The 20,563-nt window shown below is 47.3% G+C and carries 16 protein-coding genes; 3 read left to right on the top strand and 13 right to left on the bottom strand.

The genetic code is table 11. The features are described from left to right. The first annotated feature begins 21 nt into the window (after positions 1-21). A complete protein-coding gene (locus ACQ5DJ_RS03165) occupies positions 22-1,158 on the top strand; it encodes a GerAB/ArcD/ProY family transporter (RefSeq protein ID WP_429841141.1) in 1,137 nt (378 codons plus the stop codon). 4 nt (positions 1,159-1,162) lie between these two features. Here ACQ5DJ_RS03165 and ACQ5DJ_RS03160 read toward each other — a convergent pair whose 3' ends face one another. The 13 genes from ACQ5DJ_RS03160 to ACQ5DJ_RS03100 form a co-directional block, all read right to left on the bottom strand. Further along, positions 1,163-1,927, bottom strand: a complete 765-nt coding sequence (locus ACQ5DJ_RS03160) for a LamB/YcsF family protein (RefSeq protein WP_429841140.1) — start codon at positions 1,925-1,927, stop codon at positions 1,163-1,165. A gap of 4 nt (positions 1,928-1,931) precedes the next feature. Continuing rightward, complete coding sequence (locus ACQ5DJ_RS03155; RefSeq protein WP_429841139.1) at positions 1,932-2,939, bottom strand: biotin-dependent carboxyltransferase family protein; 1,008 nt, start codon at positions 2,937-2,939, stop codon at positions 1,932-1,934. Continuing rightward, complete coding sequence (pxpB, locus tag ACQ5DJ_RS03150) at positions 2,940-3,662, bottom strand: 5-oxoprolinase subunit PxpB (protein ID WP_429841138.1); 723 nt, start codon at positions 3,660-3,662, stop codon at positions 2,940-2,942. Positions 3,663-3,717: 55 nt separating this feature from the next. Then, positions 3,718-4,365, bottom strand: a complete 648-nt coding sequence (pcp, locus tag ACQ5DJ_RS03145) for a pyroglutamyl-peptidase I (RefSeq protein ID WP_429841137.1) — start codon at positions 4,363-4,365, stop codon at positions 3,718-3,720. Next, complete coding sequence (locus ACQ5DJ_RS03140) at positions 4,337-7,537, bottom strand: M14 family metallopeptidase (RefSeq protein ID WP_429841136.1); 3,201 nt, start codon at positions 7,535-7,537, stop codon at positions 4,337-4,339. The genes pcp and ACQ5DJ_RS03140 overlap by 29 nt, the downstream gene beginning before the upstream one ends. A 12-nt stretch (positions 7,538-7,549) precedes the next feature. Continuing rightward, positions 7,550-8,461, bottom strand: a complete 912-nt coding sequence (locus ACQ5DJ_RS03135; protein WP_429841135.1) for an ABC transporter permease — start codon at positions 8,459-8,461, stop codon at positions 7,550-7,552. Continuing rightward, positions 8,458-9,393, bottom strand: a complete 936-nt coding sequence (nikB, locus tag ACQ5DJ_RS03130; RefSeq protein WP_069845208.1) for a nickel ABC transporter permease — start codon at positions 9,391-9,393, stop codon at positions 8,458-8,460. Before nikB ends, ACQ5DJ_RS03135 begins: the two co-directional genes overlap by 4 nt. Positions 9,394-9,463: 70 nt before the next feature. Beyond that, positions 9,464-11,044 carry an ABC transporter substrate-binding protein gene (locus ACQ5DJ_RS03125; RefSeq protein ID WP_429841134.1) on the bottom strand — a complete coding sequence of 527 codons (1,581 nt, stop codon included), beginning with the start codon at positions 11,042-11,044 and terminating at the stop codon, positions 9,464-9,466. Between the two features lie 68 nt (positions 11,045-11,112). After that, positions 11,113-12,099, bottom strand: coding sequence for an ABC transporter ATP-binding protein (locus tag ACQ5DJ_RS03120; RefSeq protein WP_429841133.1), 987 nt, complete (start codon positions 12,097-12,099; stop codon positions 11,113-11,115). 20 nt (positions 12,100-12,119) lie between these two features. Beyond that, positions 12,120-13,073, bottom strand: a complete 954-nt coding sequence (locus ACQ5DJ_RS03115; protein WP_429841132.1) for an ABC transporter ATP-binding protein — start codon at positions 13,071-13,073, stop codon at positions 12,120-12,122. Then, positions 13,073-13,864, bottom strand: a complete 792-nt coding sequence (locus ACQ5DJ_RS03110) for an IclR family transcriptional regulator (RefSeq protein ID WP_429841131.1) — start codon at positions 13,862-13,864, stop codon at positions 13,073-13,075. The genes ACQ5DJ_RS03115 and ACQ5DJ_RS03110 overlap by 1 nt, the downstream gene beginning before the upstream one ends. A gap of 159 nt (positions 13,865-14,023) precedes the next feature. After that, positions 14,024-14,908 (bottom strand): YitT family protein, encoded by an 885-nt coding sequence (locus ACQ5DJ_RS03105; RefSeq protein ID WP_429841300.1) that lies wholly within the window; start codon positions 14,906-14,908, stop codon positions 14,024-14,026. A 101-nt stretch (positions 14,909-15,009) separates the two neighbouring features. Further along, the gene (locus tag ACQ5DJ_RS03100) at positions 15,010-15,864 is read right to left on the bottom strand and encodes a DMT family transporter (protein WP_429841130.1); all 855 of its coding nucleotides are present in this window, start codon (positions 15,862-15,864) and stop codon (positions 15,010-15,012) included. Positions 15,865-16,102: 238 nt separating this feature from the next. Here ACQ5DJ_RS03100 and ACQ5DJ_RS03095 point away from each other — a divergent pair, with 238 nt between their 5' ends. Further along, positions 16,103-17,707, top strand: coding sequence for an SWIM zinc finger family protein (locus ACQ5DJ_RS03095; RefSeq protein ID WP_429841129.1), 1,605 nt, complete (start codon positions 16,103-16,105; stop codon positions 17,705-17,707). Next, positions 17,704-20,562, top strand: coding sequence for a DEAD/DEAH box helicase (locus ACQ5DJ_RS03090; protein ID WP_429841128.1), 2,859 nt, complete (start codon positions 17,704-17,706; stop codon positions 20,560-20,562). The genes ACQ5DJ_RS03095 and ACQ5DJ_RS03090 overlap by 4 nt, the downstream gene beginning before the upstream one ends. Position 20,563 lies beyond the last annotated feature (1 nt).

Below are 20,563 nucleotides of genomic sequence, written 5' to 3'. Positions count from 1 at the left end.
TGAATAACCAGGAGGGATCAGGTGAGTACTTCCATTCGGGAAAGCGCTATGGTTTCACCTTTTTTTGTATTCTTTCTTGTGCATGCCAATATTGTGGGGGTCGGGATACTAGGATTTCAACGGACAATCGTAGCCCATGCCGGATACGATGCCTGGATTTCCCTACTATTTGCTGGTGCAAGCATCCATCTCATTATTTGGATGCTCTATTTCATGTTGAATGCGGGTAGCCAAGATCTGTTCTCCCTTCACGATCTTTGCTTTGGAAAATGGCTAGGCAAGTTGATGAGCTTTGCCGTATTAATCTACGTATGGATGGCTGCTTTTCTCATCTTGCGTTCTTACGTCAGTATTGTGAAGCAGTTTATTTTCCCGCTAATGCATACCTGGAGTACGACGCTGATTATCTTGCTCCTCATTCTGTATATTGTCGCTGGTGGCTTTCGTACAGTTACGGGCGTCTGCTTTTTCGGTGTGGTGATTCCGGCGATTTTGATGCTTCCTTTGTTTCTATTCCCTTTCGAGTACGCTCATCCGAATAACTTGTTCCCAATGTTTTCCCATAACTTCACCGCCGTATTCGCGTCTGCCAAAGACGCTGTCATCAATTATATGGGCTTTGAATTACTGTTCTTCTACTACCCGTTTATCAAGCGAGCAGCTGACTCGCAAAAATGGGCACACGCTGGCGTCCTTTTCAGCACGCTCCTGTATGTAGCCGTCGCTCTCGTAACATTCCTCATGTTTAGCCAAGGTGAACTGGATAAGATTATTTGGCCGACCTTGACCATGCTCAAAATCGTTGAAATTCCGATTTTGCAGCGATTGGAGTTCATTGTGATATCACTATGGCTCTTTGTGATTTTGCCAAATATCTGCCTCAATTTATGGGGGGTTACCCGCGGAATGAAACAGATATTTGGCATCAGTCAGATCCGTGCCCTTCTGCTTCTCCTAGCGTCTCTGGCAATGGGTTCCTATCTGCTAGAAGGTACGACTCCTTTGCTCATGGCACTCGATTTTTATGGGAAAGTGAGCATCGTTTTCATTTATGGCTATATCCCGCTGTTGTTCTTGCTCTTCCTCCTCTGGGGGAAAAAGCGAAGTACCGCACGATACCTGACTCCCCCCGGAGCGGAAACAGAAAAAGCCCGATAGATGTCTATCGAGCAAATCGTGCTGCGATTGTAATGCCAGCTCCCGCCAAAGCTTCTCGGATGCTTTTCGCGAATTCCAACGCATGGGCACCGTCGCCATGAATACAAATGGAATCCGCCTGAATCGGGATATCCGCGCCTTGCTGGGTCAGGACAAGCCCCTCGTTTACCATACGAATGACTTGCTGGAGGGATTGCTGTTGGTCCGTAATCATCGCATTCGGCTGACTGCGCGGTGTCAGTGTGCCATCCTGCTGATACGTTCGGTCGGCAAACACTTCGTGCGCCGTAGCAAGACCGATTTTTTCCCCAGCATGCGTCAACTCACTTCCCGCCAAGCCATACAACATCAGTTCCGGATTTACTTTGTAAATGGCCAACGCGATTGACTCAGCCAGAGCGGGTCTTGTGGCTGCCATGTTGTACAAGGCCCCGTGCGGCTTCACATGATGCATGGCGCCTCCTTCTGCCCTTACAAACGCTTGCAGAGCGCCGATTTGGTACACGACTAGATCGTACGCCTCTTCGGGGGAAATCTCCATGTTGCGGCGACCGAAGCCGACCAGATCGGCAAAGCCCGGATGCGCACCGATTGCGACGCCTGCCTCTACTGCCATTCTTACTGTTTTTCTCATTGTCGCAGGATCGCCAGCATGGAAACCACATGCCACATTTGCAGAGGTGATATAGGGCAAAATTTCTTGATCGTTGCCCAACTGATAGGCGCCAAAGCTCTCTCCCATATCACAGTTTAGATCTACTGTTTTCATCTATTCACCTCCATCCCACGGTTACTTCTATACCAAGCTTGATCGCCTTCATCAATGAATCCCTCTCGATAAGCGCCTTTTGAGCATCACGCAGAGAAATCTCTTGAAAGTGAATCTTCTCGCCTGGCCGCAACTGGGCGACGATCGGCAAATCTATAGTGGGCACATAGCCTATCTTCGGATAACCGCCAATGGTTTGTCTGTCTGCCATCAGGATAATAGGTTGACCGTTTGGCGGAACCTGTATCGTACCCATGGTAACCGCAGCCGAGATCAGTTCCATTGACTGCGTAAGTTCGAGCGCCGGTCCTGTTAAACGATACCCCATCCTGTCTGATTGAGTAGACACTTGAAAGGCTTGTTCGAAAAAGCTTTGACGACTCTCTTCTGAAAAATCTGCGAATTGCTCGCCTTGTATCACCCGTACAACCGCTTCTCCATTTTTTACAAGCGTACTAGAAGGGATAAACCAATTCGCTTGGTAGAAAGGAGCTGCTCCTGCCTTTTTTTCCAATTGGTTAGCGAGAAATTGGCTGAATGAACCTGGAGAGCATTGAACTAGCTTATCTCCTGCCGCAAGCATTCTACCCGCAAAGCCTCCGAAGTTTGCACGAAGATTCGTACTACGACTTCCCATCACAAGTGGCACATCCCATCCGCCTGCGACTGCGAGATAGGCGCGACAGCCTTCCTTGGCCAGGCCAACCTTCAAGATGCTTCCACTCCTGATCCAGACTGCTCGATTGGGCAAGACGGATCTATCATTGATCGTGACTTTGAAGTCACCACCACAAATGGCTATTAGCATGTCCTTATGAAACAATAAGCTTGGACCTCTCATCGTCAGCTCCAGAACAGCATCCGTTTGTTGATTACCAACTAACATGTTCGCAATCTGTACAGCTTGCTTGTCCATCACCCCACTGACGCTGACCCCAACCTGCTGAAAGCCAAATCTACCTGTATCTTGAACGGTCGTGCAAAGTCCTGGCGTAATCACCTCTATACTCACTTAGTACACCTTCTCCCCGTTATATTCCCGCTCGGAGATAGGACGGAAGCGAACTTTATCACCAGCGCACAAGAGACTCGGAGAACTTTCACCTGCCTGAAATAAGCGCAGTGGTGTTCTTCCGATAATTTGCCACCCACCTGGGCTCTCTATCGAATAAATCCCCGTTTGCAATCCTCCAATCCCTACACTACCCATCGGAATAGATAGTCGTGGCGAGGAACGTCGCGGCGTGGCCAATCGCTCATCCATTCCACCGAGATACGGAAAACCGGGAGCAAATCCGATCATGTACACCAGGTACTCTGTTGTCGAATGGATCGAAATCACATCCTCTATACTAAGGCCATTTTGTTTGGCGACTACCTCCAGATCTGGACCAAAGCTCCCGCCATAACAAACCGGGATTTCTACCAATCTGTACTCAGTAGAGTGAGTATTGGAGATTTGCTGTGACATTTGCTCAAGAATAGCAACGGCACGATCGTATGGCAAAATACCATCAAGTGGATCGAAAAGAGTTATCGGATCGTAATAGACGGTAACAGTCGTAAAGCCAGGTACAGATTCGATCATCCCGGGGAAAGGATGCTCCTGTAGGTATTCAGAGAATAGGATGACCTTCTCATGGGTCTGTTGATCGATAACCTCTCCTATTTTGACCATGACACCCGAGTCCCCAAGAGGAGAGAATTCATATCTAGGCAACGTTTTTCCCTCCATTTTCGATTATCGGCACTACCGCATGAATTGAAGTGAGGAAGGTTTCTCCTCCTGCTCAGCTAATTTGTCCGCCTTCCATGACAATATCCCGATCATTAGATATGGTCGTCTCGATTGCCAATCGCAAGCCTTTTACAATTGTTTCTAACGCCATACTTGGCTGCCCTGCTTGCCTTGCTGCCTGTTCAGGCAAATATGGGATATGGATGAACCCTCCGCGTGCGGAAGCTTTTTTCTCAGCAAGGTAATGCATCAATCCATAAAAAAGATGATTGCACACATATGTACCCGCCGTCTGCGATATGGAAGCCGGAATTCCTTGTTGCTTTAACTCATGTACAATCGCTTTGATTGGCAATGTAGACCAGTAGCCAGTAGGACCGTTTTCCCTGATCGGTGTATCAATCGGCTGATTTCCTTCATTATCCGGGATTCGAGCATCATTGACGTTAATCGCTACACGCTCAACCGCAATATCTCCTCGTCCACCTGCTTGACCGATACATAACACGATGTCCGGATTCGTTTCTTCTATCGCTGCGTACAGATGTTCGATAGATTTTTCAAAAACCGTAGGAATTTGGCGCAGCTCTACTTTATACAAATCGGACTCGATTTTTCCCAGCTCTTTTACCGATTCCCAAGCAGGGTTAACCGTTTCTCCACCAAAAGGATCAAACCCTGTTACTAAAATGGTCTTCATGATTGTCTCCTCCTATCCGCATCGGTCTCATTCGTGAGAGTCGAATACGGTCTTGTCCATACTGTCGCGAAACACGCCGTGGGCTGGATGCCACACACTCCATGACGGCACGATTGAAAACCTTATGTGTTTCTATGCAATCTCGCAATGCTCCTCCCGCGACCGTCTCATCAGCCGCTTCCGTTATTAAATCAAGCGTCACCCATTCAGGAAAACGAGAGAGTAAGGAAGGAGAGGTTTTGTTCGGCTTTGTCGACCAGCGATAAAACAAGAAATCTTGATCAGTAGGCAATGGGAAATCAGCGGGCTCCCAGTTATGTCCATACCGAATATAGCGGTCGATAAAGTGTTTATTTTTGTTCCACAGGCGCGGATGATGTCTCAGCCCATCCTCGACTGCCTTTTGAATCGTATCAAGAGCGACAGCATGATGAGGATAGTCAGATCGCTCCATCTCGCGGCCAATTCCGTAAAAGAGCGAGATCGGTATCCAATAAGATACAGGGAATCTCGGCGGACTATTGTACCCTGCGAATGGTTGTGTCCATTCGTGCGAAGGGATTCCGTGATCATCGATGATCACATCCGGCAACCAACGATAAAACAGTTGGGGAACTACCCGCGATTCGCCAAAAACACTCGGCTGAAAACGGTGATTGGTATATTCTAATCCAACGGCATTATAACGGGCAGCATGATGCTTCCAAAATGGATTATCTTTGACGAGCTCTTGATGAAGTGCGACCCCATCCGGATTGGCAAATGGAATCACGACCAGATTGAAACGAGTAAGCCAATCCATTTTTTCGGTTATGAGCTCTGCCACCAGCTCACGTGCAGCAGGCATACTGGAAACCTCGTTTGGATGATGTCCGGTTTCGAGCAAAATGGTTGGTTTATACAGAGAGAGCTTATGTGTTGATACGTATTTGGAAATCTGGGGTGCTGTTACCTCCACTGCAAAAATCGGCCGTCCTTCAAACGATTTCTCTACTTCCCACATATGTACAGACGGATGTGTAGCCAGCTCTGCCCACTCGCCCAGATCTGGATGATGGTTTCGATGTAGATAAGAAAGCTTCCGTTCTTCGATGCTGGTACTCTTTTCATTCGTTCTCAGGATGCGTGCTTTTACAGGAGCAGATTGCTCTGCCTCGAAGTATAAATGAGTCGTTTTGATAGAGAAAGCTTGTTCTTCTTTATATTCCTTTACGCGAATGGTTGCCACTGGAGAGCTTGCTGGTTTGACCTTTACAAATGGACGCACCGCCCCAGGAGAATTCCACGCCACTCCCGTTTTTCTTTCACCCAAATACGCATAGTAGTCCAGCGTATAAAAATAAATATCTTCATGCAACGCTTCTAAAGACGAAATGGTTTCTTCGTCTATGTCTAGCCGTTCTTCCTGTTCACTCATAGTGACGGTTACCTCTATCGAATGAAAGAGCGGAATGTTTCCTTGATACGGCTCATTTTGTTTACATAACAATTCTTCCGTCAACTCGGGTAAAAATTGCTGCGTATAGAATTGCCAAAACCTTTCTCTGTCTGTAGGAACCAAGAATTGTTCTTTTGTTGTTCCATAAGAGAAGAAGAGTCCTGACGTAGTTGGATAAGCTCGACTTTGCTCGTCGGCATACGGCACTGTGGATACAGGTACATCCAAATTCCATGTACCTAAGTGCTCCAGCCCGACTCCCCATACCTCGACTTGGTAAGTAGTCGGCAGGTTCTCATCCATCACGAATGATACTTGCGACAAGGACAAGCCCAATTCTATTTCCAACAACTGATCAACCGGGTATAATTCTTGAAGCCATCGATGAGACAGCTCCATTCCGCCTTCCCTGTCTTCTCGTTGGAAAGAAATCAAAATTCGTTCTACTTGTTCCCCTGTACGTACGAGAGAAGGTAAAATCGTTTCTTTTATCCAGCACAAACCTGGTTTAAAAGCAGAGTGAATCTGTACCGTACTATCGTTATCTGGAAGCAGCTCCGCGATTGCGCTCCTCCAGCATCGCTCCAACGCACGTCGAATCTCTTTTGGTTCTGACATAAACGCTGTGACCGCCAGCGGAGAAGATAAGCACCCGGCCGTCTCCATTCGACTAGCAATCGCGATCAACTGCTCATGAAACAACTGTTCTATCTCATTTCGTTCGCCCTGGTCTTTCCATGCTTTCTCTAAAAATAGCGGGAATTCCTGCTCTTTTGGCTCGTCCGATTCTTCCCATGCACCAAAAGTCCCCCCGAGTCGGTGCGAAGTAGCAGTCCCGAAATAATCAAGCGTCGCAACAATCGCTTGTCCTCCGCCTGAAAGCTGGATGACTCTTGTTGTCTTTTCTCTAGGGTCTGGGATTACTTCGACTACTCCACTTGCTAGAGGTGCTTCACCATTCATGTGTAAGGAAAAGGTGAGCTCCGCAATCCGATTTGCTTCTCCTGTGAGCGGGAAATGTATCCCGGTCGAGGCTAGACCAATCCGAGCTGCAAAGCGGGCGGCAGACATAACCGCCTCTGCAGTATGGATCCCGGTAAAGAATACATCTGTCTGACTCGTTAAATCCGCACGCCCCGCTTGATAGAACCCTGCCGTTGACCAAAGTTCTGTCAGACTATCAAGTGGAGTTGGTCTCTCTACGATAGGACTTCCCTCATGGGAGCTCATCCGTGCATACTGGGGTATCGCAATCTGACAAACAGGTGAGGCATCCGCACAAACATATAGTTGAACTTCATGTAAAGAACAGCTAATCCTTTCTATGTCGCCGAGTGAAGTCGTTGCAGGTGCTGCATCTGTCCAATATGCCGCCATCCAGCGCAGTAATCGGCTAAGACTCTCCTCGCTTCCACCAACGAAAGCAATTCGATTGTTCCCTCGATCGAGCGTGCATGACGCATCATCCAGCTCGCAGGATGACTCGATACATACTGTGCAAAGCCACTCACCGCTGTTCGTGCTGCTAGCATCCATCGGTGAATCTTCCGTACGAATGGAAGGCAGATCCAGCTCACTTGTTTCAAGGCCTACTCGGGCACAAAAATCAATGAATCCTTCTACGACGATTCCCGTTTGAAAACAGAAGGAAACAGACAATGAATCAGCTACACCGTCATTGTTTCGGTCCGCAACTAACCCTTTCGTTGTAAAAATATCACCTAGCCCTCTCATCGGTTAGCCCCCTTACACGCGCAGATTTGGATCTAGCTCATCACGCAGCCAATCGCCCAGCAGGTTAATTCCAAACACCGTAATCATAATGGCGATGCCCGGGAAAGTAGCAACCCACCATGCCGTCTCCAGATAGTTGCGACCGTCTGCCAGCATGCCGCCCCATGTAGGAATCGAAGGGTCTACACCCAATCCAATAAACGTCAACGATGCTTCCAACAAAATGTTTGTGGCTACATTTAACGTTGCCAAAACGATGATCGAAGAAGAAACGTTTGGCAGGACATGTTTTCTGATGATCCGCAAATTCGTAGCCCCGATTGCTTTGGCAGCCTGTACGTATTCCATTTCTTTTACACTCATGACCTGTCCTCGAACCAGTCGCGCAAAGCCTACCCAGTTACTGATCCCCAGAACAAGTATGAGCTTCCATAGACCTGCCCCAAAGACCGTCATGACGATAATCGCAAACAAAATGAAAGGGAATGCCAGCTGTACATCTGCCAAGCGCATTAACAGATCATCTACCCAGCGCCCGTAAAAGCCTGCGATGAGGCCCAGAATCACCCCGATAACCAAGGAAATCAGTACGGATACGACACCAACCAATAACGATATTCGCGCTCCGTAAATGATTCGGCTCAGTAAGTCACGTCCTACCTGATCCGTACCTAGCAAATACTCGGATTTCCCCGTATCGTCCATCCACGAGGGAGCAACCAATCGTGCACGCAAATCAGCTTTATCAGGAGTGGATGGCGCAATTACCGGTGCAAAAAGTGCGGATACGACGGCAAGCATAAGCAAGAACATCCCCGCCATCGCCCACCGATTTCGAACGAATCTTCTGCCCATCTTGCTCCATTTTCCACGTTTTTTGATGGGTGGATTGGGCTGATTGTTTGTAACTGTCGCTGTCGTCATTCGCTTTTTCCTCCTTCCTGCCTAATACGTGGATCAATAAAGCCATAGCTGATATCAACCAACAGGTTCACGAAGATCATCAAAAAAGACAAAATAATCACAGAGCCTTGAATCACTGGAAAGTCACGTTGCGATATCGCATCAATCAGCATACGCCCGATACCTGGCCATGAAAAAACTTGCTCAATAATCACGGTACCGCCCAACAACGTTCCAAATTGCAATCCAATAAAGGTTACCGTTGGGATTAATGCGTTTCGTAAGCCATGCTTGATGATGACAAGCCATTCCTTGATCCCTTTGGAGCGAGCCGTATTGATATATTGCTGATTCATTACCTCCAGCATGGAAGAGCGAACTAATCGAGCCAAAATCCCTGACAAGATGAGTCCGAGAGCAACGGAAGGCAGAACCAAATATTCCAGACCTTCATAGCCAGAAGCAGGAAACCAGCCCAGCTTAACGGCAAATATGATGATTAACATAATTCCTAACCAAAAGTTAGGAAAAGAGATTCCTAGCAATGAAAAAATGCGTCCGAAAAAGTCAGCTACGCTGCCTCTGTAAACAGCGGAAATGATACCTACTGGAATCGCAATCAACAGGGCGACAAACATTCCCCCGAAGGCAAGCAGCAAAGTTGCTCCCATCTTCTCCTTCATCATGTCGATCACGCTCTCACCCGTTCGGAAAGAGGTGCCAAAGTTACCGGTAAACATATCTTTTAAATAAAGCCCGAACTGTACATAAACAGGCTCGTCCAGACCGAGATTTTTCCGAAGCTCAGTGATCGCCTCTTTGGTAGGCTCACCTGCTTGAAACATGATCGATACTGGGTCACCAGTCATTCGCACCAGGACAAAAATGACAAGAGTAATAGCAAGAACGACAAAAACACTATGTAGTAGACGTCTAATTAAAAAGGCTGCCATCCCGCTCCTCCTTTATCAAAAGTGAAGGGAATAGAAGAGACATCTTCTACTCCCCTGTTCAAAACATTCCTTATTCAACCGATACTTCGCGCAAATCGATGCGTTCATCTGCCGGAGGTTGGAAGCCTTTTACTCGTTTGTTCGCAGCCCACAGGTTGATCGTTTGATAGAGCGGTACATCTGGGACTAGCTCATATAGACGTTGATTCAGCTCTTTAAATGCTGCCAGACGCTTTTCTTGGTCAAACGTGGAGCGTTCAGCTTTCAAGAGCTCCTCTACTTTCTCGTCATGGAAATCAGGGTTCCAGAACTCGCCTTTGTGATACATCAAATAGGCAGTATTATCAAAGTCGAGCGTCCATCCACCCCAGCCATTCCGGTACATATGTCCTGCTTTTCCCTTCGGAATGAGGTCAGAAGTAAATGTGGAGCTGTCCACCAGATTCAGCTTCACCTTGAGACCGACTTGGCCTAATTGCATTTCGATCGCTTGTGCTACCTCTTTAAACGTAGCATCTGTACCAGGAAGGAAGAGATCAAGCTCAGTTCCTTCCTTCACACCTGCTTCTGCGAGCAATTGTTTTGCTTTTTCTGGATCATAATTGCGTAATGGCAGATTAGGATCATAGCCGAAAGACATATCGCTTTGGAATGAATTGACGCGCTTACCATATCCGCCGAGCAGCGTTTCGATGATCAAGTCTGCATCAATCGCGTAAGCAATCGCTTCACGGACTTTTACATTGTCGACTGGCTTCATAGATGTATTGAACCGAATCGAATAAACGGTTGGCGACCCGACTTGCATCAGTTCAAGATCAGACATGCCCTTGATGGATTCTGTTTGGCTGATCTCGACTTTTTTCATAATGTCGATGGCACCTGTTTGCATTTCAGCTAGACGTGTAGTCGCTTCTGGAATAAAACGGAACGTTACTTTCTCCAGCTTCGGTTGACCTTGCTTCCAATAGGTTTCATTTTTCACCAATACAACCTTGTTATCTTTTTCATAGCTATCCATTTTGAAAGGACCCGTACCTACTGGATGCGTGTTAAAGTACTCGTCCCCTTTTTCCTTGTAATACTTAGGCGGAACGATCACAGCGCCATAACCTGCCAGCTTTGTAATGAGTACAGGATCTTTTTCCTTGAGAATCATGTTGACTGTAAACTCGTCTACCACTTCTACACGGTCAATCGAAGCATAGTTCGCTTGCTGTGGTCCTTTTTTCCCTTCTTCACCAAGCAGGCGATCAAATGTAAATTTCACTGCTTCCGCGTTGAATGGCTCGCCGTTGTGGAAGGTAACTCCCTGACGAAGTTTAAATTGAAGTGTCTTGTCATCCTTGAACTCCCACGATTCAGCGAGTCCTGGCTGGATTTTCAAGTCAGTGGTACGCTCGACTAAGCCTTCAAATACAGATGTTGCTACAGTACTCCAATCAAGCAAAAACGTATCAATCGGATCCCAAGAATGCGGATCTCCATTCACACCAAGTGTGAGTTCATTTTTTGCCTGTGCTTGCGCTTCTGTCTTCGGTTGCGGATTTGCCTGTGTGCTAGTGTCAGCCGGCTTACTCGAACATCCGCCCAAAGCAGCAGCTAGCACGAGTAATGCGGAGCAAGCGGTGATACCTACCTTCTTTTTCAAAACAAGTCCCCCTTTTCTTTTCTTTCTGGAATTCATGTTGAAAAAAATATGAAAGCCGTCATTTGTTCCTATTGGTTATACAAATGACAGGCAACATATCGACCATCGCCCATCGATTGAAATTCGGGCTTGTCCGTTTTGCAAATTTCCATACAATCCGGACACCGCGTATGAAACGTACAGCCACTTGGAGGATTCGCAGGACTCGGTACATCTCCAGTCAAGATGATGCGCTCACGCTTCATTTTTGGCTTGGCAATCGGAACTGCGGACAGTAATGAGCGCGTATAAGGATGCAGCGGCTCTTCATATAGCGCATTTTTGGGTGCCAGCTCAACCATCCGTCCCAAATACATCACGCCGATCCTGTCGCAAAAATGCTTCACGACGCTCAAGTTGTGAGAGATGAATATGTAAGTGAGTCCGTATTGCTTTTGCAAATCTCTCATCAGATTCAATACCTGGGATTGAATCGATACATCGAGCGCAGATACTGGCTCATCTGCCACAATCAGCTTGGGGTTAAGCGCTAGCGCACGGGCAATGCCGATCCGCTGTCGCTGACCACCACTAAACTCATGAGGGAAACGTTCCGAATTTTCCGGTTTCAGACCGACAACTTGCATCAATTCCGCTACTTTTTCCTTGCGTTCTTTTGACGTTTCATACAGTTCGAATATGATCATCGGCTCTTCAATGATCTCCCCGACTGTCATTCGCGGATTGAGGGATGCGAACGGGTCTTGGAAAATGATTTGCAAATCCTTTCGCTTCATCCTCATCTCATTTGGAGAAAGTGCCGCTAAATTCTCTCCTTGAAAAATCACTTCGCCACCCGTAGGCTCGAGCAATCGCAGAATGGCTCTGCCTGTGGTTGACTTCCCGCAACCAGATTCACCTACAATTCCGAGCGTCTCCCCCGTTGCAACGGTAAAAGAGAGATCGTCAACCGCTTTGACGTGATTCGTTACCTTCTTCAATAATCCACTGCGAATCGGAAAGTATTTTTTTAACCCTCTCACCTCAAGTAAGGGTTTACATTCTGATTTTTCCAAAAAACCCACGTCCCCTCCGCTTACTCATACAGCCAGCATCTGCTTTTTGTACCATCATTCAGATCGAATAACGGTGGAGCTTGCTCGTAGCATTTGTCAAAAGCCTTCTGGCATCGTTCAGCAAAACGGCATCCTGCGGGCATCTGACCTGGACTCGGAACGGTCCCGCCAATCGTAAACAAGTACTCCTGCTCAGTGTCCATATCCGGGATCGAGCCCAACAAACCAACCGTGTACGGATGCTTTGGAGTAGCAAATAGCTTTTCTACCTCGGCTTCCTCAACGACTTGCCCTGCATACATGACGACCACCCGATCACACATCTCTGCTACCACACCAAGATCATGTGTGATCAGCATGATGGTCATCTCGCTCTTCTGCTGTAGCTCTCTCATCAGGTCAAGAATCTGCGCCTGAATGGTCACGTCTAGTGCGGTCGTAGGCTCATCTGCAACCAATAGAGATGGACTACAGGACATCGCCATCGCGATCATCACACGCTGCCTCATCCCACCAGATAGCTGATGCGGATACTCATCAACGATTTCTTCCGCTCTCGGAATCCCGACCAGCTTCAGCATTTGGATCGCATGATCTTTGGCTTGCTTTTTGTTCATACTTGTATGATTCAAGACGAGCTCCATGATCTGCGCCCCGATTGTATAAACCGGATTGAGTGAGGTCATCGGTTCTTGAAAAATCATCGCGATCTCCTTACCTCGCACCTTCCTCATCTGATCCTTGGAAAAGGCAACCAGATTTTCACCGTTGTACAGGATCTCTCCTCCGGTGATTCGCGCGGTTCTCGGCAGAAGCCCCATGATGGATAGAGAGGTGACACTTTTACCGCAACCCGACTCCCCTACTACGCCAATCGTCTCACCTTTGTTGATTTGAAAACTAACGCCATCCAAAACGGTAATTTCTCCATTATCGGTTCGGAATCTCGTCTGAAGATTTTTGATTTCCAGCATCAAAGTCCCGCCTTTGCATCTGAATATCCCAGCTTGCTCATGATTTGATTCGCTACTGCTTTTGTCTCCTGTACCAAATACTCCAATCGATCTTGCTGGAAACGTGATGTCGCTCCAGCCAAGCTCAATCCAGCTATGACTTGTCCCGTAAAATCTCGAATAGGTACAGCAATCGCTGCTGAATCCGGCTCCAATTCACCGTAGCTGACTGTATAGCCCTTTTCACGTGCATCGTGAATCCATTGCCATAGCAGATCTTTGTCTGTATTGGTGTCTGGTGAGATTTTCTTCATGTCTACCCGGTTCAACAATTCTTCGATCTCATGATCCGGCAGAAAAGATAGTAAAATGCGCGGGCATGCACCTGCGTACAACGGTGATTTTCTACCTACCTGCGTATAGACACGAACATACTGGCGGGTATCGACTTTTTCGATGTAAACCCCTTCGTCTTGATCACGAATAATCAAGTTGACTGCCTCATCCACCGTATCTCGCAACTGCTGCATATACGGGAGCGCGATTTTCCTGATCTCCAGCCGTTGCGCAACAATGTTCCCAAACTCCAGCAGCTTCAATCCCAATTGGTATTTAGGCGGATTATGAGTGGTCGTTTTGGAGACAAAGCCGCGCATTTCGAGGGTCTGAAGAATTCGAAACACCGTACTCTTCGGCATATCTGACAACTCGACAAGCTCAGCCAGGCTTAATTCACTGTTTTGGATAAAATATTCTAGAAACTCTAGCGTTTTTAACACACTTCGGTTTGCCGTTTTTTCTGTTTTGTCCATTTTCATCACCATTCAATTGTCCCAAAATACGGAACGTTATTTTGTATTTTGGCATGCCACAATATTAAATGAATTCAGTTATTTCCGTCAATATATTTTTACCCCTTAGCAATCAGGTCGTTCAACCTACTGGCTCAGGGGTAATTTGTACGTAAAGCTTTAGTGAATATTCTTTTTCTTAAACCGTCCACCAGAAACATCATGAATATGCCCGATTGCCAAAAATGCAGCGGAATCAATTTCCTCTACGATGGATTTCAACTTCGCTTCTTCCAAACGGGTGATGACACAGAAGATGACTTTTTTGACATCTCCGGAGTAGCCACCTTCTCCATTCAAATAGGTAATTCCCCGCCCCAGTCTCGCCGTTAGTGCATCGCCAATTTCGTCTGGATAATCACTGATGATCCAGACTGATCTTGATTGTTCGAGCCCGACCATGGTGATATCGATCATTTTATAAGCAATGTAGTAAGCAATTAACGAGTACATGGCCCGGTCCCACCCAAAAATGAAGCCGGCACTACCTAAAATAAAAATGTTAAAAAACATGACCATTTCGCCGACCGAAAACGGACTTTTCCTCGTCATCAGGATCGCAACAATTTCGGTTCCATCCAAGGAGCCTCCCGCGCGGATGACAAGTCCCACACCAATACCGATGATGATTCCACCAAAAACGGCAGAGAGAAGTAAATCGTCCGTCAAGCTAGGAACATGATGGAGGTAGCTCGTCCCCAATGACATCACGACGACACCGAACAGTGTAGAGATGGCAAATGTCTTGCCAATTTGCTTGTAGCCGATAAGTAAAAAGGGAAGGTTCAGCAGGAATAAAAATAATCCGAGTGGGCCACCTGTCAGCTTTGAGACCATAATGGATACACCAGTTACACCACCGTCAATGATGTTGTTTGGAACAAGGAATATTTCCAGTCCGACTGCCACCAACAAAGCTCCAATGATGATTCCGAGAGCTCTCAGTACGATCCTTCTTTTTTTCGTCCGCTTATGAGTGATCGGAGCAACTGCTTTTGCATCCATTTTGATCATCCTTAGCCGTTTTTTTCTTACCACTTCATCTTTCCCTGGTAACAAAAAAAATAGCCAGCCAGGATTTCTCCCAGCCGACTCTTTATCATCCTTTAGCCCCAAACGGCAATGGAAATAATACCAATCGTGATCATCAAAGACATGGACAGACGCCATACGCGTTGTCGCTCCTTTAGCAAGAAGACCCCGAGCAGCGTACCAAAAACCGTACTTACCTCACGGATGGGCGCAATAGCTGCCAGTGGCGCCAAGGTCATGGCAAACAAAAACAACAAATACGAGCCTGGTGACAAGACGGCACCGAGTATAATGGTTCGCCAATTTTTTTGCCACTCACGGCGGATGAGTCCCTTTTTCCAAACGAAGCCCCCGGCGACAATCAGACAGGCAAAGTTCGTTATTTCCAATAAAGCGAATGGAGATAATTGTTGTACGATTTGTTTGTCGGTTAACGTGTACCCTGTAATGCATAGTCCAACAGCAAATGCGTATCGCAGAGCGAGCGGATTCACTGGTTGAGCCTGACGATCTATGCCAATCATTCCACTAATGGCGAAGACTCCGATTACGATGCAAATGACACCCAGCCATCCCGGTACAGATAAATACTCTTGAAAGAGAATTGCGCTAAAAAACGGAATGAGAAGCGTCCCTGTCCCCCTCATGATGGGGTACACCTGTGAGATATCTCCGTATGTATACGCCTTTGAAATCAGTAAGGTATAGCATCCTTGAAAGAAAAAGGACATAAACAGAAAAAGAACCAAAGACCATGTCAATTGTACGCGCATCAATTCCCAAATGAGAACAGGTAAGAGGATCACGGTTGTTGGCAATGTAATCAACCAAAGAAACGCCATTTTATTCTCACTTTTTTTCGTGAACAGGTTCCAGACTGCGTGCGCAAGGCCAGACGATAGTACGAGCAGAATCGAAATCGATAGCATGTGTGCCCCTTCTCTCTCATGTTGTACAAATACAACTAAAGACAACAAAACACATTGCGATTAGTTGCTTTTCATTCGACGTGTACAGTATACACCCAGTCCCCGCAAAAATTAAGTATTGTTTCTGCTTATCGCCCAAACCATTTTATTGATGCTCTCGAACACACGCATCTTTTTCCATTCTCCGCATTTTGGGTTATAATGGAGGGATGACACTTCGTTCGGAGGATCTGACTACATGTTACAAAGAGAGTTGACTCGGGAACAAGCGATACAGCTAGGCGAGCAAATCCTAATTGCCGTCGAAGGACACATCGTAGAACGGGGCTATACGTACTTTTCAGATGGCGTCGTCTTCAATACACGCGTAGACCAAGGCCAATATTTGACGAGTGATGTTCAAGGTTCCGCGGTGTATCATGTGCGCCTCGATATGGAAACGGTTCAAAACAGTACCTGTACCTGCCCTTATTCACGTATTTGCAAGCATATTGCTGCTACTTTTTTTCAGATGTACAGTGTGTTCGAGAATCCTCGTACATTTTTGAACCGCTCCCAACAACCAAGACGAGCTACTTTTTCTCCTCACCTGCTGATTCCTACTTATAAATACAGTCATACGGCTCCTGCTCAGCAGGATATAGCGTCTGTTTCCTCTCCGCTTACCGCGAACAGCTCCGTCAAAGAATGGTGGGCATTTTTTGAGAGCTGGACACGCAACTTGTTTGCGGCCATGGAATCGTATCGAGCTTCCTCTGAGTTATTATCGAGCTATCAAAATGTGCTGAGTGTTGCTGCCGCGTGGCCGAAGGATCGGGCACAACTCTTTGTCATTCATGCCAATCTGTTTCATCTCATCAAGCTTACACAATATGTAAAAACGTACCGCCAATCCTACTGGTTTCTGGATTTGGTTCAGACAGCCGAGCGGCTATTGGATCAATTAGAAGGGACATTGTACTTCGCAGACATCCCTACTCTTTTGACGGACCATCAAGATGCCATCGTAGATACTCTTCAACTGACAAAGCAGTTGAAAGAAACCGAAGCCACTTCCCTCTACTGGATATTCGCCTATCAAATGTTATGGTGGATGCTATTGAAGAAGCCAGAGTGGATGCAAGAAGAGATCCATGTACTGGATCAGCTTATCAACGATGAAGACAGTTCTGCCGCCGAAAAGGAGAAAGGGCTGCTGCTCCGTGCCCACTTTCATGTGATGGAAAAGGAGGACGAAGCTGCTCTACAAATCTGGAAAAGAATGAGCCGTTTGAACCTCTCCTTCTACTTGTCCTATATGAAATCATTCGCTCGCAATGGGGAATGGCAGCGATTTCTCGATTGGACTGCTTCTTTGACATCCTTAATCGGTCAAGCCGAGACACAGCAATACCGACTCGTTATCGCCATTTGGCAGGAAGCGATGGAGCAAGTGGGACGATCAGCCGAGTGCGGCACCAAGCTGAAGCAGTTCTTACCGAGCAGTTATCACGAATATGCCGCCTATTTATATGAAGAACGACAGTTTCAGCAATGGATTGATTTGCAAATGTCGTTTCAAGTGCCCATGGCAGATATTTCGGTCGTGCAGGTGAAAGAAATCGAGGAAGCCGAGCCGACTCTGCTCTTCCCTTTTTATTTGCGTGAGGTGAACCGACTTATCGCCGAACGGAATCGAACGGCCTACAAAGAAGCGATCAAGCTCATGAAAAAGGTAAGGACGATTTACAACAGAGCAAACCAAGATCCGCGCTGGGAACGATACGTTGAACAATTATCTGCCAAACATAATCGGTTACGTGCTTTTCAAGAAGAGCTAAGGAGAGGAAATTTCAACTTATGAATACCGTCACTACATTGGTTCTAGACGGAGAGCTTTTGGCAGACGGACAATTCTTGATTACTGGCAAAGACACCCAAGGAGCAGTGATCGATCCAGAAGAATTGGCAGGAACACTGTTTGCGTGGGATGAGTCATCCTATTACGGAACCTTTCTGGACAAAAACGAGCATGGCGTATTGCTCAGCCCTGCCAAGGCCCTCTCCTTTTTCGTCTCTCCCCAGTGGCTTTTGCATCGGACCTATTCATCCAGCACGCCATTTGAGCAATTTACGCATGTAGCGGGAATGATCCGTGAGACGCTCGCACAAGGCTCCATTGCCCCTGATTTTTCATTTTGGAAAAAAGGACAAATAGGCTGGAGAGCTCTGCAAACTCCCGGCGATTTTCCGGAGTACGGGCACAGGTGGCTTTCGCTCGTCGTGGAGGAATCCTTGCAAGGCACTGGTGACATTGGACGAAAGTGGGAGGAGCTATTGACGCAATACCCGGCTCTGTACGTCATGGGCGCCGAGCTTTCTCCACACCTTCAGGAACAGGAATGGTTGCAATCGATAGGCTGGCTGCCAGATACGACACCGTTTCGCACATGCTTGCAAATCGTCGAAGCCGAGGAGCACCCCAATGACTGGCAACTCCAAGTGTATTTGCAGAATCGTGAAGAGCCAGATCAGTTATTTCTCATTGAGCCACACCAGTTGACGGCTGAGGGAGTAGCCACCGCTCGCATCCCTACTGACTGGCGTGAACATTGGAATCGTTTTCTCACGGACCTATCCAAATGCAAAGAGATTCTCCCGTGGCAAAAAGACACCCAGGAGAATCAAGGCCGTTTTCTCACCCGACTGACGAACGAGCAAGCATGGATCTTTTTGACGTCTAGCAGTTTGCAGCTGGTGCAAGCCGGTATTCACGTCTTTCTGCCAGCTTGGTGGGAGCAAGTACGCCGGGTAAAACCAAAGCTAAAAGCCAAGATTACCTCCTCTGTCGGGGCTAGCAGACAGTCCTTTCTGGGTGTCTCCCAGCTCATGGATTTTGAATGGAAGCTCGCCTTGGGATCTGTGGAGCTCAGCGAAGAGGAATTTGAGGAACTTATTAAACAAAAGCAGCGCCTACTGAAAATTCGAGGGCATTGGGTACAATTGACTCCCGATCTATTCTTGCAGCTACAGGAAGCGCTCAAGAAAAACCAAGCGAAAAACGGCATGACCCTGCGTGATGTCATGAGAATGCACCTCGCCCCTACAGCGGAAGTTGAGGAGCTACCCGATGATGAGTTCGATTTCGACACTTCCCTAACGGTTGAAGTTCAGTTAAACCAGCATTTACGGGAGCTGTTGAATCAATTGCAAGAAACAAAGCGCGTCCCGATCATGGAGCAGCCCTCTACTTTTCACGGGACGTTGCGAAATTATCAGCTAGAGGGTAGTTCGTGGTTGTTCTTTTTACGCCGTTTTGGATTGGGAGCTTGTTTGGCCGATGACATGGGATTGGGAAAAACGGTCCAATTTATTACGTATTTGCTACATGTCAAACAACATGGCCCGGCCAGTACTCCTTCTCTCTTAATCTGCCCGACCTCCGTCATAGGCAACTGGCAAAAAGAGCTGAAGCGCTTCGCCCCCTCTCTTCAAGTAATGATTCACTATGGCAATGATCGCCAAAAGAAGGAGGCGTTTTTGCCAGCGATCAAAAGAGCAGATCTGGTGATTACCTCCTACGCCCTGTCCCATTTGGATGAGCAGGAGCTGGGAATGGTTACATGGGATACGATTTGTCTCGACGAGGCGCAAAATATTAAAAACGCCTATACAAAGCAAGCGTCCGCTGTGCGCGATTTGAAAGCATGGTACCGGATCGCTCTCACAGGTACTCCGATCGAAAATCGTCTGAGTGAGCTCTGGTCCATTTTTGATTTCTTGAATCCTGGCTACTTGGGAAGTCTCGGGGAATTTACCCAGCGCTTTGTTCACCCCATCGAACGCGACCAAGACCAGCAGCTTATCAATCAAGTGCAACGACTCATTCAGCCTTTCCTGCTCCGTCGTGTGAAAACCGATCCAAACATTCAGCTCGATTTGCCGGACAAGAATGAGAGCAAGGAATATGTACCGCTGACTACCGAGCAAGGCGCACTTTATGAGACAGCGATTCAAGATATGTTTGATCGAATGGAAAAAGCCTCTCCTATGGAGCGGCGTGGTCTGATTCTGACGACACTGACACGTCTCAAACAATTGTGTGACCATCCCGCTCTCATTTTGAAGGAAATCTCAACCACAAATGAAGCCAGTCGCTCGCACAAATTGGAAAGACTGCTGGAATTGGTGGAGGATATTCGCCAAAAGAAAGAGCGTTGCCTGATTTTTACCCAATACATCGAAATGGGCAATTTGCTCCAACGAGTGCTGACACGAGAAGGCTATGGACCTGTCTACTTCCTAAATGGGGCCACGAAGAAAGAAAAACGCGATGAGATGATCGCTCGTTTTCAAGACTCGACACTGCCAGACCATGAACGCGGAGCCATCTTCATTCTTTCCTTGCGCGCGGGTGGAACCGGCTTGAACTTGACGGAAGCCAACCACGTCATTCACGTAGATCGCTGGTGGAATCCTGCGGTAGAAAATCAGGCCACTGACCGTGCTCATCGCATAGGACAGCTGCGCAATGTTCACGTCTACAAATTCATCTCGCTCGGGACGATTGAGGAACGCATTGATGAGATGATGGAGAGAAAGCTATCGTTGAGCCAGCAAATTGTCGGGACCGGCGAAAGCTGGATCACCGAGCTATCAACGGAGGAGCTGCGGGACTTGTTCACGCTGCGTCATGATTGGCTAGACACGAAAGGATAGG

The organism is Brevibacillus sp. FIR094, assembly GCF_050477165.1.
Lineage (GTDB): Bacteria > Bacillota > Bacilli > Brevibacillales > Brevibacillaceae > Brevibacillus.
This window is presented reverse-complemented; position numbering and strand designations above follow the sequence as displayed.